Source organism: Microbacterium sp. NPDC058021 (assembly GCF_042885955.1).
Classification (GTDB): domain Bacteria; phylum Actinomycetota; class Actinomycetes; order Actinomycetales; family Microbacteriaceae; genus Microbacterium.
This window is the reverse complement of record NZ_JBHVRF010000005.1, coordinates 112,112-129,281: the sequence shown is the minus strand read 5'-3', so window position 1 is coordinate 129,281 and position 17,170 is coordinate 112,112. Positions and strand designations below refer to the sequence as shown.

Genomic DNA, 17,170 nt, shown 5'->3' with positions numbered 1-17,170 from the left:
TCGTGGGCGAGGGCTCAGAGATGTCGGTAGACGTCTTCGAGGCTCAGGCCCTTCGCGACCATCAGCACCTGCAGGTGGTACAGCAGTTGGGAGATCTCCTCCGCCGCGGCATCCTGCGATTCGTACTCGGCGGCCATCCAGACCTCGGCGGCCTCTTCGACGATCTTCTTGCCGATCGCATGCACGCCGGCATCCAGCTGTGCGACGGTACCCGAACCTTCGGGGCGCTGCTCCGCCTTGGCGGACAACTCGGCGAACAGGGTGTCGAACGTCTTCACCTTGACAGGTTACCGGTCAGTGCCGGTGGGCGCGGCCCGCCGCCGTCCGCAAGGCCGCGATCGCGGCCCCCGGATCCGCCGCGCCGAACACCGCGGAACCCGCCACGAACGTGTCGGCACCGGCTTCGGCGGCCTGCGCGATCGTCGATTCGCCGATGCCGCCGTCGACCTGCAGCCACACCGCGCTGCCGCGTCGACGGGCCTCATCGGCGAGCGTGCGCAGCTTCGGCATGGTCTCGGGCATGAACGACTGACCGCCGAAACCCGGCTCGACGGTCATCACGAGGATCTGGTCGAACTCGTCGAGCGAGTCGAAGAGGCCCTCCACGGGGGTGCCGGGCTTCACCGCGACACCGGCCCGCGCGCCGATCTGACGCAGGCGACGGGCGAGCGAGATGGGGTCGGTGGCCGCCTCGAGGTGGAAGGTGACCGAGGCCGCGCCGAGCTCGGCGTACTCCGGTGCCCAGCGGTCGGGGTCGTCGATCATGAGGTGCACGTCCAGCGGCACGGGGCTGGTGTCCTGGATGCGTCCGACCATCTGGGGCCCGAACGTGAGGTTCGGCACGAAGTGGTTGTCCATGACGTCCACGTGCACGAAGTCGGCCGTCGCGATGCGGGCGAGGTCGGCCTGCATGTTGACGAAGTCGGCGGCGAGGATGCTCGGGTTGATGCGCACGTCGTTGTCAGTCACGCCCCCATTATCCCGGGCGTCCCCTGGTGCGGCGTGCCGTGGTGGTGGTCGCCGGGGCCGGGGGGCCGGGGGCCTGGGGCTGGGGCTTGGGGGCTGGGGCTGGGGCTGGGGCTGCTCCGGTGTCGCTTGTGGTGGGTGTGGGGGCGCGGGACTGTGCGGGAGTGACACTCGAGCGGCCCCGGATGCCGCGGCGCGCGGCCGCGGGCTGCTCCGGTGTCGCTTGTGGTGGGTGTGGGGGCGCGGGACTGTGCGGAAGTGACACTCGAGCGGCCCCGGACGCCGCGGCGCGCGGCCGCGGGCTGTTCCGGTGTCGCTTGTGGTGGGTGTGGGGGCGCGGGACTGTGCGGAAGTGACACTCGAGCAGCCCGGGACGACGCGACCGCCCGGGAAGAACGGGCACGCCCGGCGAGACGCGACCGCCCGGGGAGAACAGGGCACGCCCGTGCACGCGCGACACGCCCGCGGGTCAGCGGCGGCGCAGGAGGGTGATCGACATCGCGTCGGTGCCGTGGCGGTGCGGCCACAGCTGCGCGCGGCCGGAGCCGTCGAGCTGCGCGGGCAGATCCAGCGGCGTGCGGGAGACGGAGGTGACCACGGCCCGGGCGTCGAGCTCCTCGAGGCCATCGCCGAACTCGCGCAGCAGTTCCGCACCGATCGCGGCCGTCTCGGCCAGGTGCGGCGAGCACGTGACGTACGCGAGGATGCCGCCGGGGCGCAGCGCCTGTACGGCGGCCTTCGCGAGCCCCAGCTGCAGGTCGGTGAGCTCGGGGACATCCGACGGGCTCTTGCGCCAGCGCGCTTCCGGGCGACGGCGGAGCGCTCCGAGGCCCGTGCACGGGGCATCGACGAGCACGCGGTCGTACTGCCCCGCTGCGGTGAGGGCGCGGTCGCGACCATCCCTCTGGCTCACCGGCACGTCCAGCGGCACGCCGGCAACCGAATCGCGCACGAGCCGCGCGCGGTTGCCCGACGGCTCATTCGCGTCGATGTGCGCGCCGCGCGCGAGCGCTTCGGCGGCGAGGATCGCGGTCTTGCCGCCGGGACCGGCGCACAGGTCGAGCCACCGCTCCCCCGCCTGCACCGGTGTCGCGCCCACCAGCGCGAGTGCGGCCAGCTGCGATCCCTCGTCCTGCACGCGCACACGGCCGCCGGCCTCGGCGATCATCGTGTCGGGGGCGCCGCCGCCGAGGCGGAAGCCGTATGGCGAGTACGGGGTGCGCTGCGCATCCGCGGGGATGTCGGCGAGCCCCGGCAGCGCCGTCATCGTCACCTGCGGCGAGACGTTGTCGGCGGCGAGGAGCTGCTCGAGCTCGTCGGCGCGGCCCTCCGCGGCCAGCGCACGACGGAACGCACGGATCACCCACACCGGGTGGGCGTGTGCGAGCGCGAGGCGTTCGTCGTCGGAACGCGCCGCCGACGTGATGCGCTCCATCCACGTGCCGGGGGTCTCCCGCGAGACCCGTCGCAGCACGGCGTTGACGAATCCGGCCGCGCTCTGGCCGACGGCCGACCGGGCGAGCGAGACCGACTCGTTGACGGCGGCGTGGGATGCCACGCGCGTGGACAGCAGTTGGTGCACGCCCAGGCGGAGCGCGTCGAGCACCGGCGGATCGATGTCCTCGACCGGGCGCCCCGCGGCATCCGCGATGATCGCGTCATATGTGCCCTGCCGGCGCAGCGTGCCGTACGTGAGCTCGGTGGCGAGCCCGGCGTCGGCGGTGGAGAGCCCGGCGAGGCGGATCTCCTTCGGCAGCAGCAGGTTGGCGTACGCGTCGGACTCGTGCACACCGCGCAACGTCTCGAACGCGACGCGTCGGGCCAGGGTCGCGCCGCTCATGCGCCGGCCACCGCATCGGTCAGGCGCGCCCCGCGCCACCAGTCGCCGGCGGCCATGGCCGCCTTCCCGGCGGGCTGCACACGGTGTAGCACCACGCCGCCTTCGCCCGCGCCCACCACGACGTCGCGGCCCACGAGGCCGATACGGCCGGGCTCGAGCCCACCGGCATCCGCCGCCACGGTCGCGGCGAGCACCTTCAGCCGCTGCCCCGCCACCGTGGTGTGTGCGCCAGGCTCGGGGGTGGTGCCGCGTACGCGGTCGACGATGCGCCGCGCGGGCTGCGCCCAGTCCAGCGCCCCGTCGGCGAGGGTGAGCTTGCCCGCGTAGGTCGGCTCCCCCGTCTGCGGCACGGCATGCGCGGTGCCGTCGGCGATCGCTTCGACCACGTCGGTCACGAGGCCCGCGCCGCGATCCGCGAGATCGGCGAGCACGTCGCCGGCCGTCGCGGTCTCGGGCACGTCGTAGGTGATCTCCCCCAGCACGTCGCCGGCGTCGAGCTCGGCGACGAGCTGGAACACCATCGCCCCCGTGGTGCGGTCGCCGGCGATGAGCGCGTGATGCACGGGAGCGGCGCCCCGCCACCGCGGCAGCAGCGAGAAGTGCAGGTTGATCCAGCCGTGCGGCGGCAGCGACAGCAGCGGTTCGCGCACGAGCCCGCCGTACGCGACGATCACGCCGAGGTCGGGCCGCAACGCGGCGATCCGCTCGGTCGCTTCGGCGTTGAGACGGTCGGCCTTGATCACCGGCAGGCCCAGCTCTGCCGCCGCCTGCGCGACGGGCGACGGCGTGAGCACGCGCTTGCGCCCGAGCGGCGCATCGGTGCGGGTCACGACGCCGACGAGGTCGTGGCCGGAGGCGGCGAGGGCACGCAGCGATGGGACGGCGGGTTCGGGGGTGCCCGCGAAGACGAGACGCATGGGGTTTCCTTACAGATCCAGATCGGGGACATCGACGCGCACTCTCAGGGTCGCACGGGCCGGGGCCTGGCGTCCCTTCGCGGAGCGTCGGGCGCGCAGGGCATCGGCGATGACCGACGAGCGCAGGCTTTCGGCGACGGCCCGGCCGGCGCCGTAGTCGAAGCGCACCACCGCCCGAGCGCCGTTCTCGGTGCTGACGGGGCCGAGCACGGCGTCGTCGCCGAGGTTCGGGAGGTCTTCGCGCAGGGTGTCGACGCAGGTGCGCACGGCGGCGGCGGCCCCGCCGACGGTGGCCACCCGCACCACCGGCGGCATGTGCAGCGGCGTGCGCTCGGCGAGCTCGCTGCGGGCGTATGCCGGCTGCGTCCAGGTGGCCAGCGCCCGTGCGACGCCGCCGGTGACCCCCACGAGGTGCACGGGGGCGCCGGGCGCGGCGAGGGCCGCGGCGTTGGACCACCAGCGCAGGCACGACTCGCCGATGCGCAGCTCGTCGGCCATGAGCATGCGGTCGCCGTCCAGCAGCACGACGGCGCGGTATCCGCCCGCCGCGATCGGCTCGGCCCCGCGGGTCGCGATGACCAGTGCCGGTTTGGCAGCCACCCGCGTCACGGGGTGGGTGCCGTCGGCGACGATGATGCGCACGCCCGGGAACGCCCGGCCCAGCTCGTCGGCGGTGCGTTCGCTGCCCGACGAGGCCATGCGCAGCTTGACGCTGTCGCACGACGCGCAGCGCCAGGCCGGCGCGCTGCGGCCGCACCAGCCGCACTCCGGCACGGCGCCGGGACGGCGGGCGCGCAGCGGACCCGCGCAGTGCGGGCACCGCGCCGGGGTGCGGCATTCGGCGCAGACGAGCACCGGGGCGTACCCCGGCCGGGCGACCTGCACGAGCACGGGTCCGGATGCCAGGCCCTCGCGGGCCGCCGCGAACGCGGAGGACGGCACCCGGGCGGCATGCGACTCGCCCTCCCTCGTGGCCGAAAGCACCACGCGCGGGCTCGCGCGTCGCCGCGCGGGCACCTCGCGCACCCAGCCGATCGCGACGAGGCGCTCCACGTCGGTCGTGCGGGTGTGCCCCGCGAACAGCAGCGCCGTGGCATCGAGTTCCTGCCGCACGAGCGCCGCGTCTCGGGCGTGCACACCGGGGCTCAGGGGCTCCGCCAGCAGCGGGTCGCCGTCGTCCCAGATCGCGACGAGGCCGGTTTCGTGCGCCGGGGAGTACACGGTGGAGCGGTTGCCGACCACGACGCACGGCTGCGGCGCGAGCACCCGCAGGTACGAGGCGTACCGCTCGGGACCCGACCGGCGGGCGTCGTCGCGCACGAGCGCGTCGTCGGGCACGCGGCCGGCGAGGGCGAGCTCCAGCTGCGCCTGGTCGCGATGGTCGGGCACGACGAGCACGGCGCTGCGGCCGGCGGCGAGGGTGCGCACCGCGGCGGCGGCGAAAAGCTCCGCCCACGCGCCGACGTCCTCGCCCGAGGCGAGCGTCGCCGGCCGCGGTGGTGCGTCCAGTGCGAGCCGCTCCCCCGCCGTCAGCGCGTCGGACAGCCCGGGGAACGCCTCGAGCACGCCGTCGGCCCACGCCAGGTCGGTGTCGGCGACCGCAGGCGCTGCCACCGGGTCGGCGGCGAACCACGCCTTCTCCGCACGCACCATGCGCTTGGGGACCGCGAGGCGCAGGATGTCCGACGCGGAACCGGCCGCCCGGTCGGCGGCGCGCCGGGCGAGCGCGTAGAGCCCGGGCGGCAAGACCTCGACGGTGGAGATGACGGATTCGACCAGCGACAGCGGCCGCCCCGCGGCATCCGCCTCGTCGATCTCGATGACGTACGCGTCGACGAGGCGACCCGCGGTGCGCAGCGGCACGCGCACCCGGATGCCGGGGACGACGGTGTCGGCGAGCTCCGACGGGATCTCGTAGTCGAACAGCCGGTCCAGCTGCGGCAGCGGCGAGTCGATGAGCACGCGCGCGACGCGACGCGTGCTCATATCGGCACCCGCGGGTTCCACTAGAGGCCTGCGGCCGCGCGCAGCTCCTCGACGCGGTCGGTGCGCTCCCACGTGAAGTCGGGCAGCTCGCGGCCGAAGTGGCCGTAGGCGGCGGTCTGCGCGTAGATGGGGCGCAGCAGATCGAGCTGGTCGATGATGGCCTTCGGGCGCAGGTCGAACACCTCGCGGATGGCGCGGCGGATGACCTCGTCGGCGACGTGACCGGTGCCGAACGTCTCGACGTAGAGGCCGACGGGCTTGGCCTTGCCGATGGCGTAGGCCACCTGCACCTCGAGGCGCTCCGCGAGACCGGCCGCGACGGCGTTCTTGGCGACCCAGCGCATGGCGTAGGCGGCGGAGCGGTCGACCTTGGACGGGTCCTTGCCGCTGAACGCGCCGCCGCCGTGGCGGGCGGCGCCGCCGTAGGTGTCGATGATGATCTTGCGGCCGGTGAGCCCGGCGTCGCCCTTGGGGCCGCCGGTGACGAAGGGCCCTGCGGGGTTGATGAAGTAGGTCACGTCGGGAAGCGCGAGCCCGGTCTCCTCGAGCACCGGGTCGATCACCTCGGCGCGCACCGCGGCGCGCAGCGCCTTCTGCGAGATGTCGGCCTGGTGCTGGGTGGACAGCACGACGGACTCGACGGTGCGGGGCGTGTGCCCGTCGTAGCCGAGCGTCACCTGCGTCTTGCCGTCGGGGCGGAGGAACGGCAGCTCTCCGGAGCGGCGCACCTCGGCGAGACGCTCGGCGATGCGGTGGGCCGTCCAGATGGCCATCGGCATGAGCTGCGGCGTCTCGGTCGTGGCGTAGCCGAACATGATGCCCTGGTCGCCGGCGCCCTGCAGATCGTGCGGGTCTTCCGAGCCGTCTTCGCGCCGCTCGAACGCCTTGTCCACGCCCGCCGCGATGTCGGAGGACTGCGCGCCGATCGACACGCTCACGCCGCACGAGTTTCCGTCGAAGCCGGCATCGCTGGAGGTGTAGCCGATGCGGTTGACGACATCGCGCACGATGGCGGGGATCTCGACGTACGCGCTCGTGGACACCTCGCCGGCGACGTGGACGAGCCCCGTGGTCACGAGGGTCTCGACGGCGACGCGGCCGTTCGGATCCTCCGCGAGGATCGCATCGAGGATGCTGTCGGAGATCTGGTCGCAGATCTTGTCGGGGTGCCCCTCGGTGACGGACTCGGAGGTGAACAGTCGCAGGTCGGTCATCGGTGCTCCAGGACGAAGGCGGCGGGTATGGGCACAAGTATGCGCCGTGCGGCGGACATGCTCGAAAGCATGCCGCCGCACGGCGTCACAGGTGTCTCGAGCTCAGTCGACGTGGCGCAGGCGCAGCTTGTCCTCGTGGATCTCGTGCAGCGCGATCGTGAGGGGCTTGTCCTCGACCGTGGAGTCCACGAGCGGGCCCACGTTGTCGAAGAGGTTGCCTTCGTGCAGGTCGGAGTAGTAGTCGTTGATCTGGCGCGCCCGCTTGGATGCGTAGATCACGAGCTGGTACTTGGAGTCGACCTTGCCCAGCAGTGCGTCGATGGGCGGGTCGATGATTCCCTGGTCGCGAGTGGCCATGCGGGACCTCCTGAGGTCGTGTTCTGCGAAAGTCTGCGCGCTCGGGTGAACCGAGGCATCAGCCCAGTCTACCTGCTCGCCGGACACACCGAGCAGGCGGCATCCGCGCGCGGCGCGCGCCGGCGTCGTTCAGTCGTCGCGAACGGCCGGGTGGCGGTGCGCGCGAGGTGCGTACGTGACGACTGAGGGATGCCGCAGGGGCGCGCCCGCGCCTGCCTCCTTCGGTCGTCGCGAACGACCGGGTTGCGGGGTGCGGGAGGTGCGTTCGTGACGACTGAGGGATGCCGCGCGGCGGGCGCCGACCGAAAGGGCGGCAGCCGACCCCGCGAGACACCCGCGGGGGTCAGTGCGCGAGGGCGGCGACCTCGGCGGCGGCGCGCGCCACGTCGTCGTTGACGACGTGGAAGTCGAACTCGCCTTGGGCGGCGAGCTCCTTCTTCGCGGTGCGCAGTCGCCGGGCGCGCTCTTCGTCGTCCTCGGTGCCGCGGCCGACGAGGCGCTGCACGAGTTCGTCCCAGCTGGGCGGCAGCAGGAACACCAGCGTCGCGCTCGGCTCGGCCGCGCGCACCTGGCGCGCCCCCTGCAGGTCGATCTCCAGCAGCACGGTGCGGCCGGCCGCCAGCGCCGCGTCGATGGGCGCGCGGGGCGTGCCGTAGCGGTGACGGTTGTGCACCGTGGCGTGCTCGAGCAGCTCGCCGTCGGCGACCATCCGGTCGAATTCGGCATCGGAGACGAAGAAGTAGTGCTCGCCCTCGACCTCGCCCGGACGCGGTGTGCGGGTCGTGGCCGACACCGACAGCAGGATCTCGGGGTGATGCGCCTTGATCTCCGCGGCGACGGTGCCCTTGCCCACGGCGGTGGGACCGGCGAGCACGATCAGCCGGCTGCGTCCCTCGCGGGGCGTCGGCTCGGGCCACCGCTCGTCGAGGAAGCGCTGCAGCGCGACGCGCTGGCGCGCGCCGAGGCCGCCGAGCCGCTTGACCGGCGAGATGCCGAGGTCGGCGAGGATCCGATCGCGCTTGCCTTCGCCGATGGCGGGGATCGCGGTGAGGAACTCGGGCACGCGCATCGCGCCGGCGGGCGATGTCGGCTCGGCGAGGGCACGGCGCAACAGTTCCTGCGGGGAGATCACTCGCGTGGCGACGTCGCGCTTGAGTGCGGCGCGTTCGCGGCGGGCGGCGACGGCGCGACGGGATGCCGCAGCGCGGTCGACCTCGGGCGGGTGCTGAGCGTCAGCCATGGTTCACTTTCGAATAGAGCGCGGCGCGGTCCGCGATGCGCTGGGCGAGATCTGCCGGCCCGGCCGACAGGATGCTACGGCTCTCGTTCGCCACGACGGGCGACGCGAGAGCCCGGAACACGTGGGTGAAGTCCCCCGGTTCCGCCCCCTGTGCACCGAACCCCGGTGCGAGGATCGGCGCCGGCGGGCGGATGGCCTCCGCGATGCCGGCAGCGACGATGTCGACGGTCGCCCCCACGACGACACCCACGCTCCCCCATTCTCCGTCATCGGTCGTGCGTTCGTTGAACGCCGACACCTCGTCGACCACGAGCTTCGCGACCGACCGCTCGCCATCACGCGCGGCCTGCAGGCGCCGGGCCTCGGGATTGCTCGTCGCGGCGAGGACGAATGCGCCCTTGCCGTGCGCGACGGCGTACTCGAGGGTCCCGGTCAGCGCGCCCACCCCGAGGTACGGGCTGACGGTCACGGCGTCGGCCTCGAGCGGCGAGCCGGGTGTCAGCCACGCCCGGGCGTACGCGTCCATGGTGGTTCCGATGTCGCCGCGCTTGGCGTCGGCGATCACCAGCAGACCGGCCGCGCGCGCGGCGGCCAACACGTCCTCGAGCGCGGCGAATCCCGCCGACCCCCAGCGCTCGAAGAACGACACCTGCGGCTTCACGATGCCGACGCGTCCGGCCGCGGCATCCACGACACGCAGCCCGAACTCGCGCACCCCCGCCGCCGAGGCGGTCAGGCCCCAGTCGGCGAGCAGGTGCTCGTGCGGGTCGATCCCGACGCAGAGGGGTCCCTGCGCGGCAAGCGTGTCCTGGAGGCGGCGGCCGAACGACGTCATCTGGCTGCCCGGTCTGCGGCGTACTCCTGCAGGCTCCGCACGCGGAAGCCCTCGCGCAGCACCGGGAGGGCGCTGACGGCGGCACCGAGCACGGCCATCGTGGTGAACAGCGCCTTGTCGGCGGCGACCGCCGCGGCGCGGATCTCGTAGCCGTCGGCACGCGAGAGGCCGCCCGAGGGCGTGTTCACGACGATGTCGATCTCGCCGGCGTTGATGAGGTCGACGATGTTGGTCTCGCCGCTGCCCATCGTCTCGGAGTACTTGCGCACGACCTCCACGCGGATGCCGTTGCGCGCCAGGATCTCGGCGGTGCCCTCGGTCGCGGTGATCGTGTAGCCGAGCTCCTGCAGCCGGTGGGCGGGCAGGATCACGGCGCGCTTGTCGTCGTCGGCGACCGAGATGAACACGGTGCCCGACAACGGCAGCCCGCCGTAGGCGGCGGCCTGGCTCTTGGCGAACGCGGTCGGGAAGTCGCGGTCGATGCCCATGACCTCGCCGGTCGAGCGCATCTCGGGGCCGAGCACCGAGTCGACCATGCGGCCGTCCTTCGTACGGAACCGCTTGAACGGCAGCACGGCCTCCTTCACGGCGATGGGCGCGTCCAGCGGCACCCGCGATCCGTCCTGAGGGGGCAGCATGCCCTCGGCGATGAGCTCGGCGACGGTCGCGCCGACCATGATGCGGCTGGCGGCCTTGGCGAGCGGGATGCCCAGCGCCTTGGAGACGAAGGGCACCGTGCGGCTGGCGCGCGGGTTCGCCTCGATGACGTAGAGCACGCCGGCACTGACGGCGAACTGCACGTTCAGCAGCCCCCGCACCCCGACACCCTTCGCGATCGCCAGCGTCGCCTCGCGCACGCGGTCGATCTCGCCCCGGCCGAGCGACATCGGCGGCAGCGTGCAGCTGGAGTCGCCGGAGTGGATGCCGGCCTCCTCGAGGTGCTCCATGACGCCGCCGATGTACAGGTCGGTGCCGTCGTAGAGCGCGTCGACGTCGATCTCCACCGCGTCGTCGAGGAAGCGGTCGACCAAGAGCGGCATGCCGGGGCCGATGATGGCCTGGTCGGCGATGCGCGCGAAGTAGTCGTGCAGGCTCGGGGTGTCGTAGACGATCTCCATGCCGCGGCCGCCGAGCACGAAGCTCGGGCGCACGAGCACCGGGTAGCCGATGCCTTCGGCCACGGCGACGGCGCCCGCGGCGTCGATCGCCGTGCCGCTGCGGGGTGCGACGAGCCCTGCCTCGTCGAGCAGGCGCGAGAACAGCTCGCGCTCCTCGGCGAGGTCGATGGCTTCGGGCTGGGTGCCCAGGATCGTGTAGCCGGCCGCCTCGATGCCCTTCGCGAGCCCGAGCGGAGTCTGCCCGCCCAGCTGGCAGACGACGCCGAGGATGGTGCCCGAACGCGACTCGGCGTGCAGCACCTCCAGCACGTCCTCGAGCGTCAGCGGCTCGAAGTACAGGCGGTCGCTGGTGTCGTAGTCGGTGGACACCGTCTCGGGGTTGCAGTTGACCATGACGGTCTCGTAGCCGGCATCCGACAGCGCGAACGACGCGTGCACGCACGAGTAGTCGAACTCCACGCCCTGGCCGATGCGGTTGGGGCCGGACCCGATGATGACGACCTTGGTGCGCTCCGAGGGCGTGACCTCGGTTTCGAGGTCGTAGCTGGAGTAGTGGTAGGGCGTCTGCGCCGGGAACTCCCCCGCGCACGTGTCGACGGTCTTGTAGACGGGACGGATCGACAGGGCGTGGCGGATGCCGCGCACCTCGGCCTCGGAGATGCCGCGCAGCTGGGCGATCTGGGCGTCGCTGAAGCCGTGATCCTTCGCGGTGCGGAGGGTGTCGGCATCCAGCTCGCCGGCGGTGCGCACGTACTCGGCCACCTCGTTGATGAGCACGATCTGGTCGAGGAACCACGGGTCGATGCCGGTGGCTTCGAACGCCTGCTCGATCGTGGCACCCTTGCGCAGCGCCTGCTGCAGCACCACGATGCGGCCGTCGGTGGGCGTGCGGGAGATCTCCAGCAGCTCGTCGACGGAACGCTCCTCGTCGCCCCAGTGGAAGCTGGAGCCGCGCTTCTCGAGCGAGCGCAGCGCCTTCTGCAGCGCGGTGGCGTAGTTGCGGCCGATGGCCATGGCCTCGCCGACCGACTTCATGGTGGTGGTGAGGGTCACATCCGCCGCGGGGAACTTCTCGAAGTTGAAGCGGGGCACCTTCACCACGACGTAGTCCAGCGTCGGCTCGAAGCTCGCCGGGGTGACCTTGGTGATGTCGTTGGGGATCTCGTCGAGGCGGTAGCCGATGGCCAGCTTCGCGGCGATCTTGGCGATCGGGAAGCCGGTGGCCTTGGAGGCCAGCGCCGACGAACGCGACACCCGCGGGTTCATCTCGATGACGATGATGCGTCCGGTGGCGGGGTCGACGGCGAACTGGATGTTGCAGCCGCCGGTGTCCACGCCCACGGCGCGGATGATGTCGATGCCGATGTCGCGCAGCTTCTGGTACTCGCGGTCGGTGAGGGTCAGCGCGGGGGCGACGGTGATCGAGTCGCCGGTGTGCACGCCCACGGGGTCGACGTTCTCGATGGAGCAGACGACGACCGTGTTGTCGGCGGTGTCGCGCATGAGCTCGAGCTCGTACTCCTTCCACCCGAGGATCGACTCCTCCAGCAGCACCTCGGTCGTCGGCGAGTCGCGCAGGCCCGCCCCGGCGATGCGGCGCAGGTCCCGCTCGTCGTAGGCGAAGCCGGAGCCGAGACCGCCCATCGTGAACGACGGGCGCACGACGAGCGGGTAGCCGAGCTCGTCGGCGGCGTCGAGCACCTCGTCCATCGTGTGGGCGATGCGGGAGGCGGCGACATCGGCACCGGCATCCAGCACGAGCTGCTTGAAGATCTGGCGGTCTTCGCCCTTGTTGATCGCCTCGAAGTTCGCGCCGATGAGCTCGACGTCGTACTTCTCGAGGATGCCGTGGTTGTGCAGGTCGATCGCCGCGTTCAGCGCGGTCTGGCCGCCGAGGGTCGGCAAGATCGCGTCGGGACGCTCCTTGGCGATGATCGTCTCGATGACCTGCCACGTGATGGGCTCGATGTAGGTCGCATCGGCGAAGTCGGGGTCGGTCATGATCGTCGCCGGGTTGGAGTTGACGAGGATGACGCGCACGCCCTCCTCGCGCAGCACGCGGCAGGCCTGCGTGCCGGAGTAGTCGAACTCGCAGGCCTGACCGATGACGATCGGGCCGGAGCCGATGACGAGGACGGAGTTGATGTCGTCGCGCTTAGGCATTCTTCGTGGTCTCCAGGGTCGCGAGCACGAGGTCGCGGAAGCGGTCGAACAGGTAATTGGCGTCGTGGGGTCCCGCGGCGGCCTCGGGGTGGTACTGCACCGAGAACGCGGGGATGTCCAGGGCCCGCAGGCCCTCCACGACATCGTCGTTGAGGCCGACGTGGCTCACTTCCACGCGGCCGTAGCCGGCGGGGCTGTCGGTGACGCCGTCCAGCGGCGCATCGACGGCGAAGCCGTGGTTGTGGGCGGTGATCTCCACCCGTCCGGTCTGACGGTCCAGTACCGGCTGGTTGATGCCGCGGTGGCCGAACGGCAGCTTGTACGTGCCGAAGCCGAGCGCACGGCCCAGCAGCTGGTTGCCGAAGCAGATGCCGAAGAACGGCAGCTTCTGATCGAGGACGCCGCGCAGCAGCGCCACGTGGTCGTCGGATGCCGCGGGGTCGCCGGGTCCGTTGGAGTAGAACACCGCCACCGGCTCGATGGCGCGGATCTGCTCGATCGTGACGTCCTGCGGCAGCACGTGCACGTCGAACCCACGCGCGGCGAGGTTGTCGACGGTGGACTGCTTGACGCCGAGGTCGAGCACCGCGAGCGGACCGATGCGGTCGCCGGTGGCGGGGGTGACCTCGGCGGCGGCGACCGAGACGGCCGCCGAGAGGTTCTGACCGGCCATCTGGGGCGCCTCGCGCACCAGGCGCAGCTGCTCCTCGGGGTCCAGCGATGCGGCCTCGCCGCTGAAGACGCCGCCGCGCATGCTCCCGGCGGAGCGGATGTGGCGGGTGACGGCGCGGGTGTCGATGCCGCTGATGCCCACGACGCCGTCGGCGACGAGGGCCTCGTCCAGCGAGGTGTCGGCGCGCCAGTTGGACACCACGCGCGAGGGGTCGCGCACGATGTAGCCGGCCACCCAGATGCGGCGGGACTCCGGGTCCTCATCGTTCATGCCGGTGTTGCCGATGTGCGGTGCGGTCTGCAGCACGATCTGGCCGGCGTAGGACGGGTCGGTGAGGGTCTCCTGGTAGCCGGTCATGCCGGTGGAGAACACCACCTCGCCGAGGGTCATGCCTCGCGCGCCGTAGGCGCGTCCGGTGTGGCGGGTGCCGTCCTCGAGGACGAGCACAGCGGGGTCGCGGGTGAACAGTGTCACGCGTCGCCTCCTGTCGTGGGAGCGGGGTCGGAGAGCTGTCGCAGCGCGTCGACGAGCGCGCGCGCGGAGGTCTCCTGTGGTCGGAAGTAGGAATCCACGACGGTCGCGCCGTCGGGGGTGGTCAGGTGCCAATCGAGGCGGGCGAGCCCGTCGCGTTCGACGACGCGGTCGATCGCGACCGTCGCCTGTGCGGCGCCGAGGATCTGCGCGCGCGGGATGAACAGCCGGGACTGGCCGGTCAGATCCAGCGCCACGCCGGCGTCGGTGACGGTGACGTCGGCCCTCGAACGGAAGCCGAGACCGCGGATCGCGAGGCGCTCCAGTGGCTGGTCGTGAGCGGTGGTGGCGACGTACAGCACCGGGAACACCCCGATCACCGCGGCGTCGGCCGGCACTTCGCCCACCGGCGGAACGAGGCCGGAGTCCCGGCGGGTGCGTCGGCGCCAGCCCCACGCGACGAGTCCGAGCAGGCCCAGCGCCACGGCGACGACGACCAGCAGCGCGCCTTCCTGCGTCATGCGTTCACCCCGATCTCGCGCAGCGCGCCGTCGGCGACGGTCACGGTGCCGCGGTGCAGCGTCCAGCGCACCTCGCCCGGCAGTTCCCGCTCGAGGTAGGGCGAGTTCGCGCTGCGGCCGTGGAGGTCGCTGCGACCGAACGGACGCACCGGCGTCGGGTCGTAGAGGGTGAGGGATGCCGCCTCCCCCGCCGTCAGCGGGGTGCCGTGGCCGTCCAGGCGCCCGATGCGGGCGGGCGTGGTCGACATGACGCGGGCGACGTCGTCCCAGCCGAGCAGGCCGGTGTCGACCATCGCCTGCTGCACGACGCGCAGCGCGCTCTCGAGCCCCACCATGCCGTTGGCGGCGGCCTGCCATTCGCACGCCTTCGCCTCGGCGGGGTGCGGCGCGTGGTCGGTGGCGACGATGTCGATCGTGCCGTCGGCCAGGCCCTCGCGCACCGCCTGCACGTCTTGCTCACGCCGCAGCGGCGGGTTGACCTTGTATCGGGCGTCGTAGCCGCGCACCAGCTCCTCGGTGAGGAGCAGATGGTGAGGGGTGACCTCGGCGGTCACCGCGATGCCGCGCTTCTTGGCCCAGCGGATGATGTCCACCGAGCCCGCCGTCGACAGATGGCACACGTGCAGGCGCGAGCCGACGTGCTCGGCCAGCAGCACGTCGCGGGCGATGATCGATTCCTCGGCGGCCGCGGGCCAGCCGGTGAGACCGAGTTCGGCCGACACGGTGCCCTCGTTCATCTGGGCGCCCTCGGTCAGGCGCGGGTCCTGGGCGTGCTGGGCGATGACGCCGTCGAACGCCTTCACGTACTCGAGCGCGCGGCGCATGATGAGCGGATCCCACACGCAGAACCCGTCGTCGCTGAACACGCGCACGCGGGCGCGCGACGACGCCATGGCGCCGAGCTCTGCCAGACGCTCGCCCTTCTGCCCCACGGTGACGGCGCCGATCGGCTGCACCGTGACGTAGCCGGCTGCGTCGCCGAGGGCGAGCTCCTGCTCCACGACGCCGGCGGTGTCGGCCACGGGAGAGGTGTTCGGCATGGCGAACACCGCCGTGTAGCCGCCGGCGGCGGCGGCGCGCGAGCCGCTCAGGATCGTCTCGGACGCCTCGTAGCCCGGTTCGCGCAGGTGCGTGTGCAGGTCGACGAGGCCGGGCAGGGCGATGAGGCCGTCGGCGTCGATGACGCGCGCGCCGGCGCGGCTGAGGCCGGCGCCCACCTCGACGATGCGGCCGCCGTCGATCAGCAGGTCCGCCGGGCGGCCTGCGGCCGCCTGATCGTGGATGCGTGCTCCGCGGATGAGGATGGTCTCGCTCATCGTCCGTCCTCTCCAGCTCGTGTGCGCTCCCCTGCCAGCAGCAGATAGAGGGCGGCCATCCGCACGGACACGCCGTTCGTCACTTGCTCGAGCACGGTCGAGCGCGGCGAATCGGCGGCGTCGGCGGAGATCTCCAGGCCCCGGTTCATGGGACCCGGGTGCATGACAATGCTATCGGCCGAAAGCCGACCCAAGCGCGCGGCGTCCAGGCCCCACCGGCGCGAATACTCCCGTTCAGTCGGGAAATACGCCGCATTCATGCGTTCCGCCTGGATTCGCAGCATCATCAGCGCGTCGGGCTCGTCGGCGATGGCCTCGTCGAGGTCGTACCGGATCCGCACCGGCCAGGCCGAAACGTCCTGCGGGATGAGGGTCGGCGGGGCGACGAGGGCGACCGCCGCACCGAGGGTCGTCAGCAACCACACGTTCGAGCGGGCGACACGCGAATGCAGCACGTCGCCGACGATCGTCACCCGAAGCCCCGCGAGGTCGCGCCCACGACTGTCGGCACCGAAGAAGCGCTTGCGGATCGTGAAGGCGTCCAGCAGTGCCTGGGTGGGATGCTCGTGCGTTCCGTCGCCGGCGTTGACGACGCCCGCGGTGATCCAGCCGCTCGTGGCGAGCGTGCGCGGCGCGCCCGACGCGCCGTGGCGGATGACGACGGCATCCGCCCCCATCGCCTGGAGGGTCTGGGCGGTGTCCTGCAGGGACTCGCCCTTGGAGACCGAGGAGCCTTTCGCGGAGAAGTTGATGACGTCGGCCGACAGTCGCTTGGCGGCGGCTTCGAACGAGATGCGGGTGCGCGTGGAGTCCTCGAAGAAGAGGTTCACGACGGTCTTGCCGCGCAGCGTCGGGAGCTTCTTGACCTCACGGCGCTGGGTGTCGGCCATGTCCTCGGCGACGTCGAGGATGCGCAGGGCATCGTCGCGCGTGAGGGTGCGGGTGTCGAGCAGGTGCCTCATGACTCGATCGTCACCTCCTCGATGCCGTCGACGTCGGCCAGGCGCACGTTGACGCGTTCCTCGCGGGCGCTCGGCAGGTTCTTGCCGACGAAGTCGGGCCGGATCGGCAGCTCCCGGTGCCCCCGGTCGACGAGGATCGCCAGGCGCACGGCGGCGGGGCGGCCGATGTCCTGCAGGGCGTCGAGGGCGGCGCGGATGCTGCGGCCGGAGAAGAGCACGTCATCCACGAGCACCACGGTCTTGCCGTCGATTCCGCCGGCGGGGATCTCGGTCGGCTGCGGTGCCCGGGTGGGGTTGCGGTGCAGGTCGTCGCGGTACATCGTGACGTCCAGCGCCCCGACGGGGATGCTGCGGCCCCCGAACTCGGTCACCAGCGCGCCGATGCGCTGGGCGAGGTTCACGCCGCGCGTGGGGATGCCGAGGATCACCAGCCCTTCGGGGCCGCGATTGGACTCGAGGATCTCGTGGGAGATCCGAGTCAGGGCTCGAGCGATGTCGGCTTCGTGCAGCACGGTACGCGTGCTCATCCGCCGCTCCCTTCTCCGCCTCACAGGACGGTGTTAAAGGTTGCTGGGTGGTGCTGCTCAGCCT

At 72.2% G+C, this 17,170-nt stretch carries 15 protein-coding genes; all 15 read right to left on the bottom strand.

Translation table 11 applies throughout. The features are described from left to right. Positions 1-14: 14 nt before the first annotated feature. Complete coding sequence (locus ACFVR6_RS11925) at positions 15-278, bottom strand: phosphoribosyl-ATP diphosphatase (RefSeq protein ID WP_386963182.1); 264 nt, start codon at positions 276-278, stop codon at positions 15-17. Positions 279-294: 16 nt separating this feature from the next. Beyond that, entirely contained in the window at positions 295-969 is a 675-nt protein-coding gene (gene rpe / locus ACFVR6_RS11920) for a ribulose-phosphate 3-epimerase (protein ID WP_386963179.1), read from the bottom strand. Positions 970-1,435: 466 nt separating this feature from the next. Then, positions 1,436-2,806 carry an RsmB/NOP family class I SAM-dependent RNA methyltransferase gene (locus ACFVR6_RS11915; RefSeq protein ID WP_386963176.1) on the bottom strand — a complete coding sequence of 457 codons (1,371 nt, stop codon included), beginning with the start codon at positions 2,804-2,806 and terminating at the stop codon, positions 1,436-1,438. Next, positions 2,803-3,723, bottom strand: coding sequence for a methionyl-tRNA formyltransferase (fmt, locus tag ACFVR6_RS11910; RefSeq protein WP_386963173.1), 921 nt, complete (start codon positions 3,721-3,723; stop codon positions 2,803-2,805). Before fmt ends, ACFVR6_RS11915 begins: the two co-directional genes overlap by 4 nt. A 9-nt stretch (positions 3,724-3,732) precedes the next feature. Next, a complete protein-coding gene (locus ACFVR6_RS11905; RefSeq protein ID WP_386963170.1) occupies positions 3,733-5,709 on the bottom strand; it encodes a primosomal protein N' family DNA-binding protein in 1,977 nt (658 codons plus the stop codon). Between the two features lie 20 nt (positions 5,710-5,729). After that, positions 5,730-6,923, bottom strand: coding sequence for a methionine adenosyltransferase (metK, locus tag ACFVR6_RS11900; RefSeq protein ID WP_386963167.1), 1,194 nt, complete (start codon positions 6,921-6,923; stop codon positions 5,730-5,732). 102 nt (positions 6,924-7,025) lie between these two features. Continuing rightward, complete coding sequence (gene rpoZ / locus ACFVR6_RS11895) at positions 7,026-7,280, bottom strand: DNA-directed RNA polymerase subunit omega (RefSeq protein WP_386963164.1); 255 nt, start codon at positions 7,278-7,280, stop codon at positions 7,026-7,028. 343 nt (positions 7,281-7,623) lie between these two features. Further along, the gene (gene gmk / locus ACFVR6_RS11890) at positions 7,624-8,520 is read right to left on the bottom strand and encodes a guanylate kinase (RefSeq protein ID WP_386963161.1); all 897 of its coding nucleotides are present in this window, start codon (positions 8,518-8,520) and stop codon (positions 7,624-7,626) included. Further along, a complete protein-coding gene (gene pyrF, locus ACFVR6_RS11885) occupies positions 8,513-9,355 on the bottom strand; it encodes an orotidine-5'-phosphate decarboxylase (RefSeq protein WP_386963158.1) in 843 nt (280 codons plus the stop codon). Before pyrF ends, gmk begins: the two co-directional genes overlap by 8 nt. After that, complete coding sequence (carB, locus tag ACFVR6_RS11880) at positions 9,352-12,636, bottom strand: carbamoyl-phosphate synthase large subunit (RefSeq protein WP_386963155.1); 3,285 nt, start codon at positions 12,634-12,636, stop codon at positions 9,352-9,354. The genes pyrF and carB overlap by 4 nt, the downstream gene beginning before the upstream one ends. Then, positions 12,629-13,783: a glutamine-hydrolyzing carbamoyl-phosphate synthase small subunit gene (gene carA / locus ACFVR6_RS11875; RefSeq protein WP_386963152.1), complete on the bottom strand. Its 1,155-nt coding sequence runs from the start codon at positions 13,781-13,783 to the stop codon at positions 12,629-12,631. Before carA ends, carB begins: the two co-directional genes overlap by 8 nt. After that, positions 13,780-14,301 (bottom strand): PH-like domain-containing protein, encoded by a 522-nt coding sequence (locus ACFVR6_RS11870; protein WP_386963149.1) that lies wholly within the window; start codon positions 14,299-14,301, stop codon positions 13,780-13,782. Before ACFVR6_RS11870 ends, carA begins: the two co-directional genes overlap by 4 nt. Next, positions 14,298-15,617 carry a dihydroorotase gene (locus ACFVR6_RS11865; RefSeq protein ID WP_386963145.1) on the bottom strand — a complete coding sequence of 440 codons (1,320 nt, stop codon included), beginning with the start codon at positions 15,615-15,617 and terminating at the stop codon, positions 14,298-14,300. Before ACFVR6_RS11865 ends, ACFVR6_RS11870 begins: the two co-directional genes overlap by 4 nt. Further along, positions 15,614-16,579: an aspartate carbamoyltransferase catalytic subunit gene (locus ACFVR6_RS11860; RefSeq protein ID WP_386963142.1), complete on the bottom strand. Its 966-nt coding sequence runs from the start codon at positions 16,577-16,579 to the stop codon at positions 15,614-15,616. Before ACFVR6_RS11860 ends, ACFVR6_RS11865 begins: the two co-directional genes overlap by 4 nt. Then, positions 16,576-17,106, bottom strand: coding sequence for a bifunctional pyr operon transcriptional regulator/uracil phosphoribosyltransferase PyrR (gene pyrR / locus ACFVR6_RS11855; protein ID WP_386963139.1), 531 nt, complete (start codon positions 17,104-17,106; stop codon positions 16,576-16,578). The genes ACFVR6_RS11860 and pyrR overlap by 4 nt, the downstream gene beginning before the upstream one ends. Positions 17,107-17,170 lie beyond the last annotated feature (64 nt).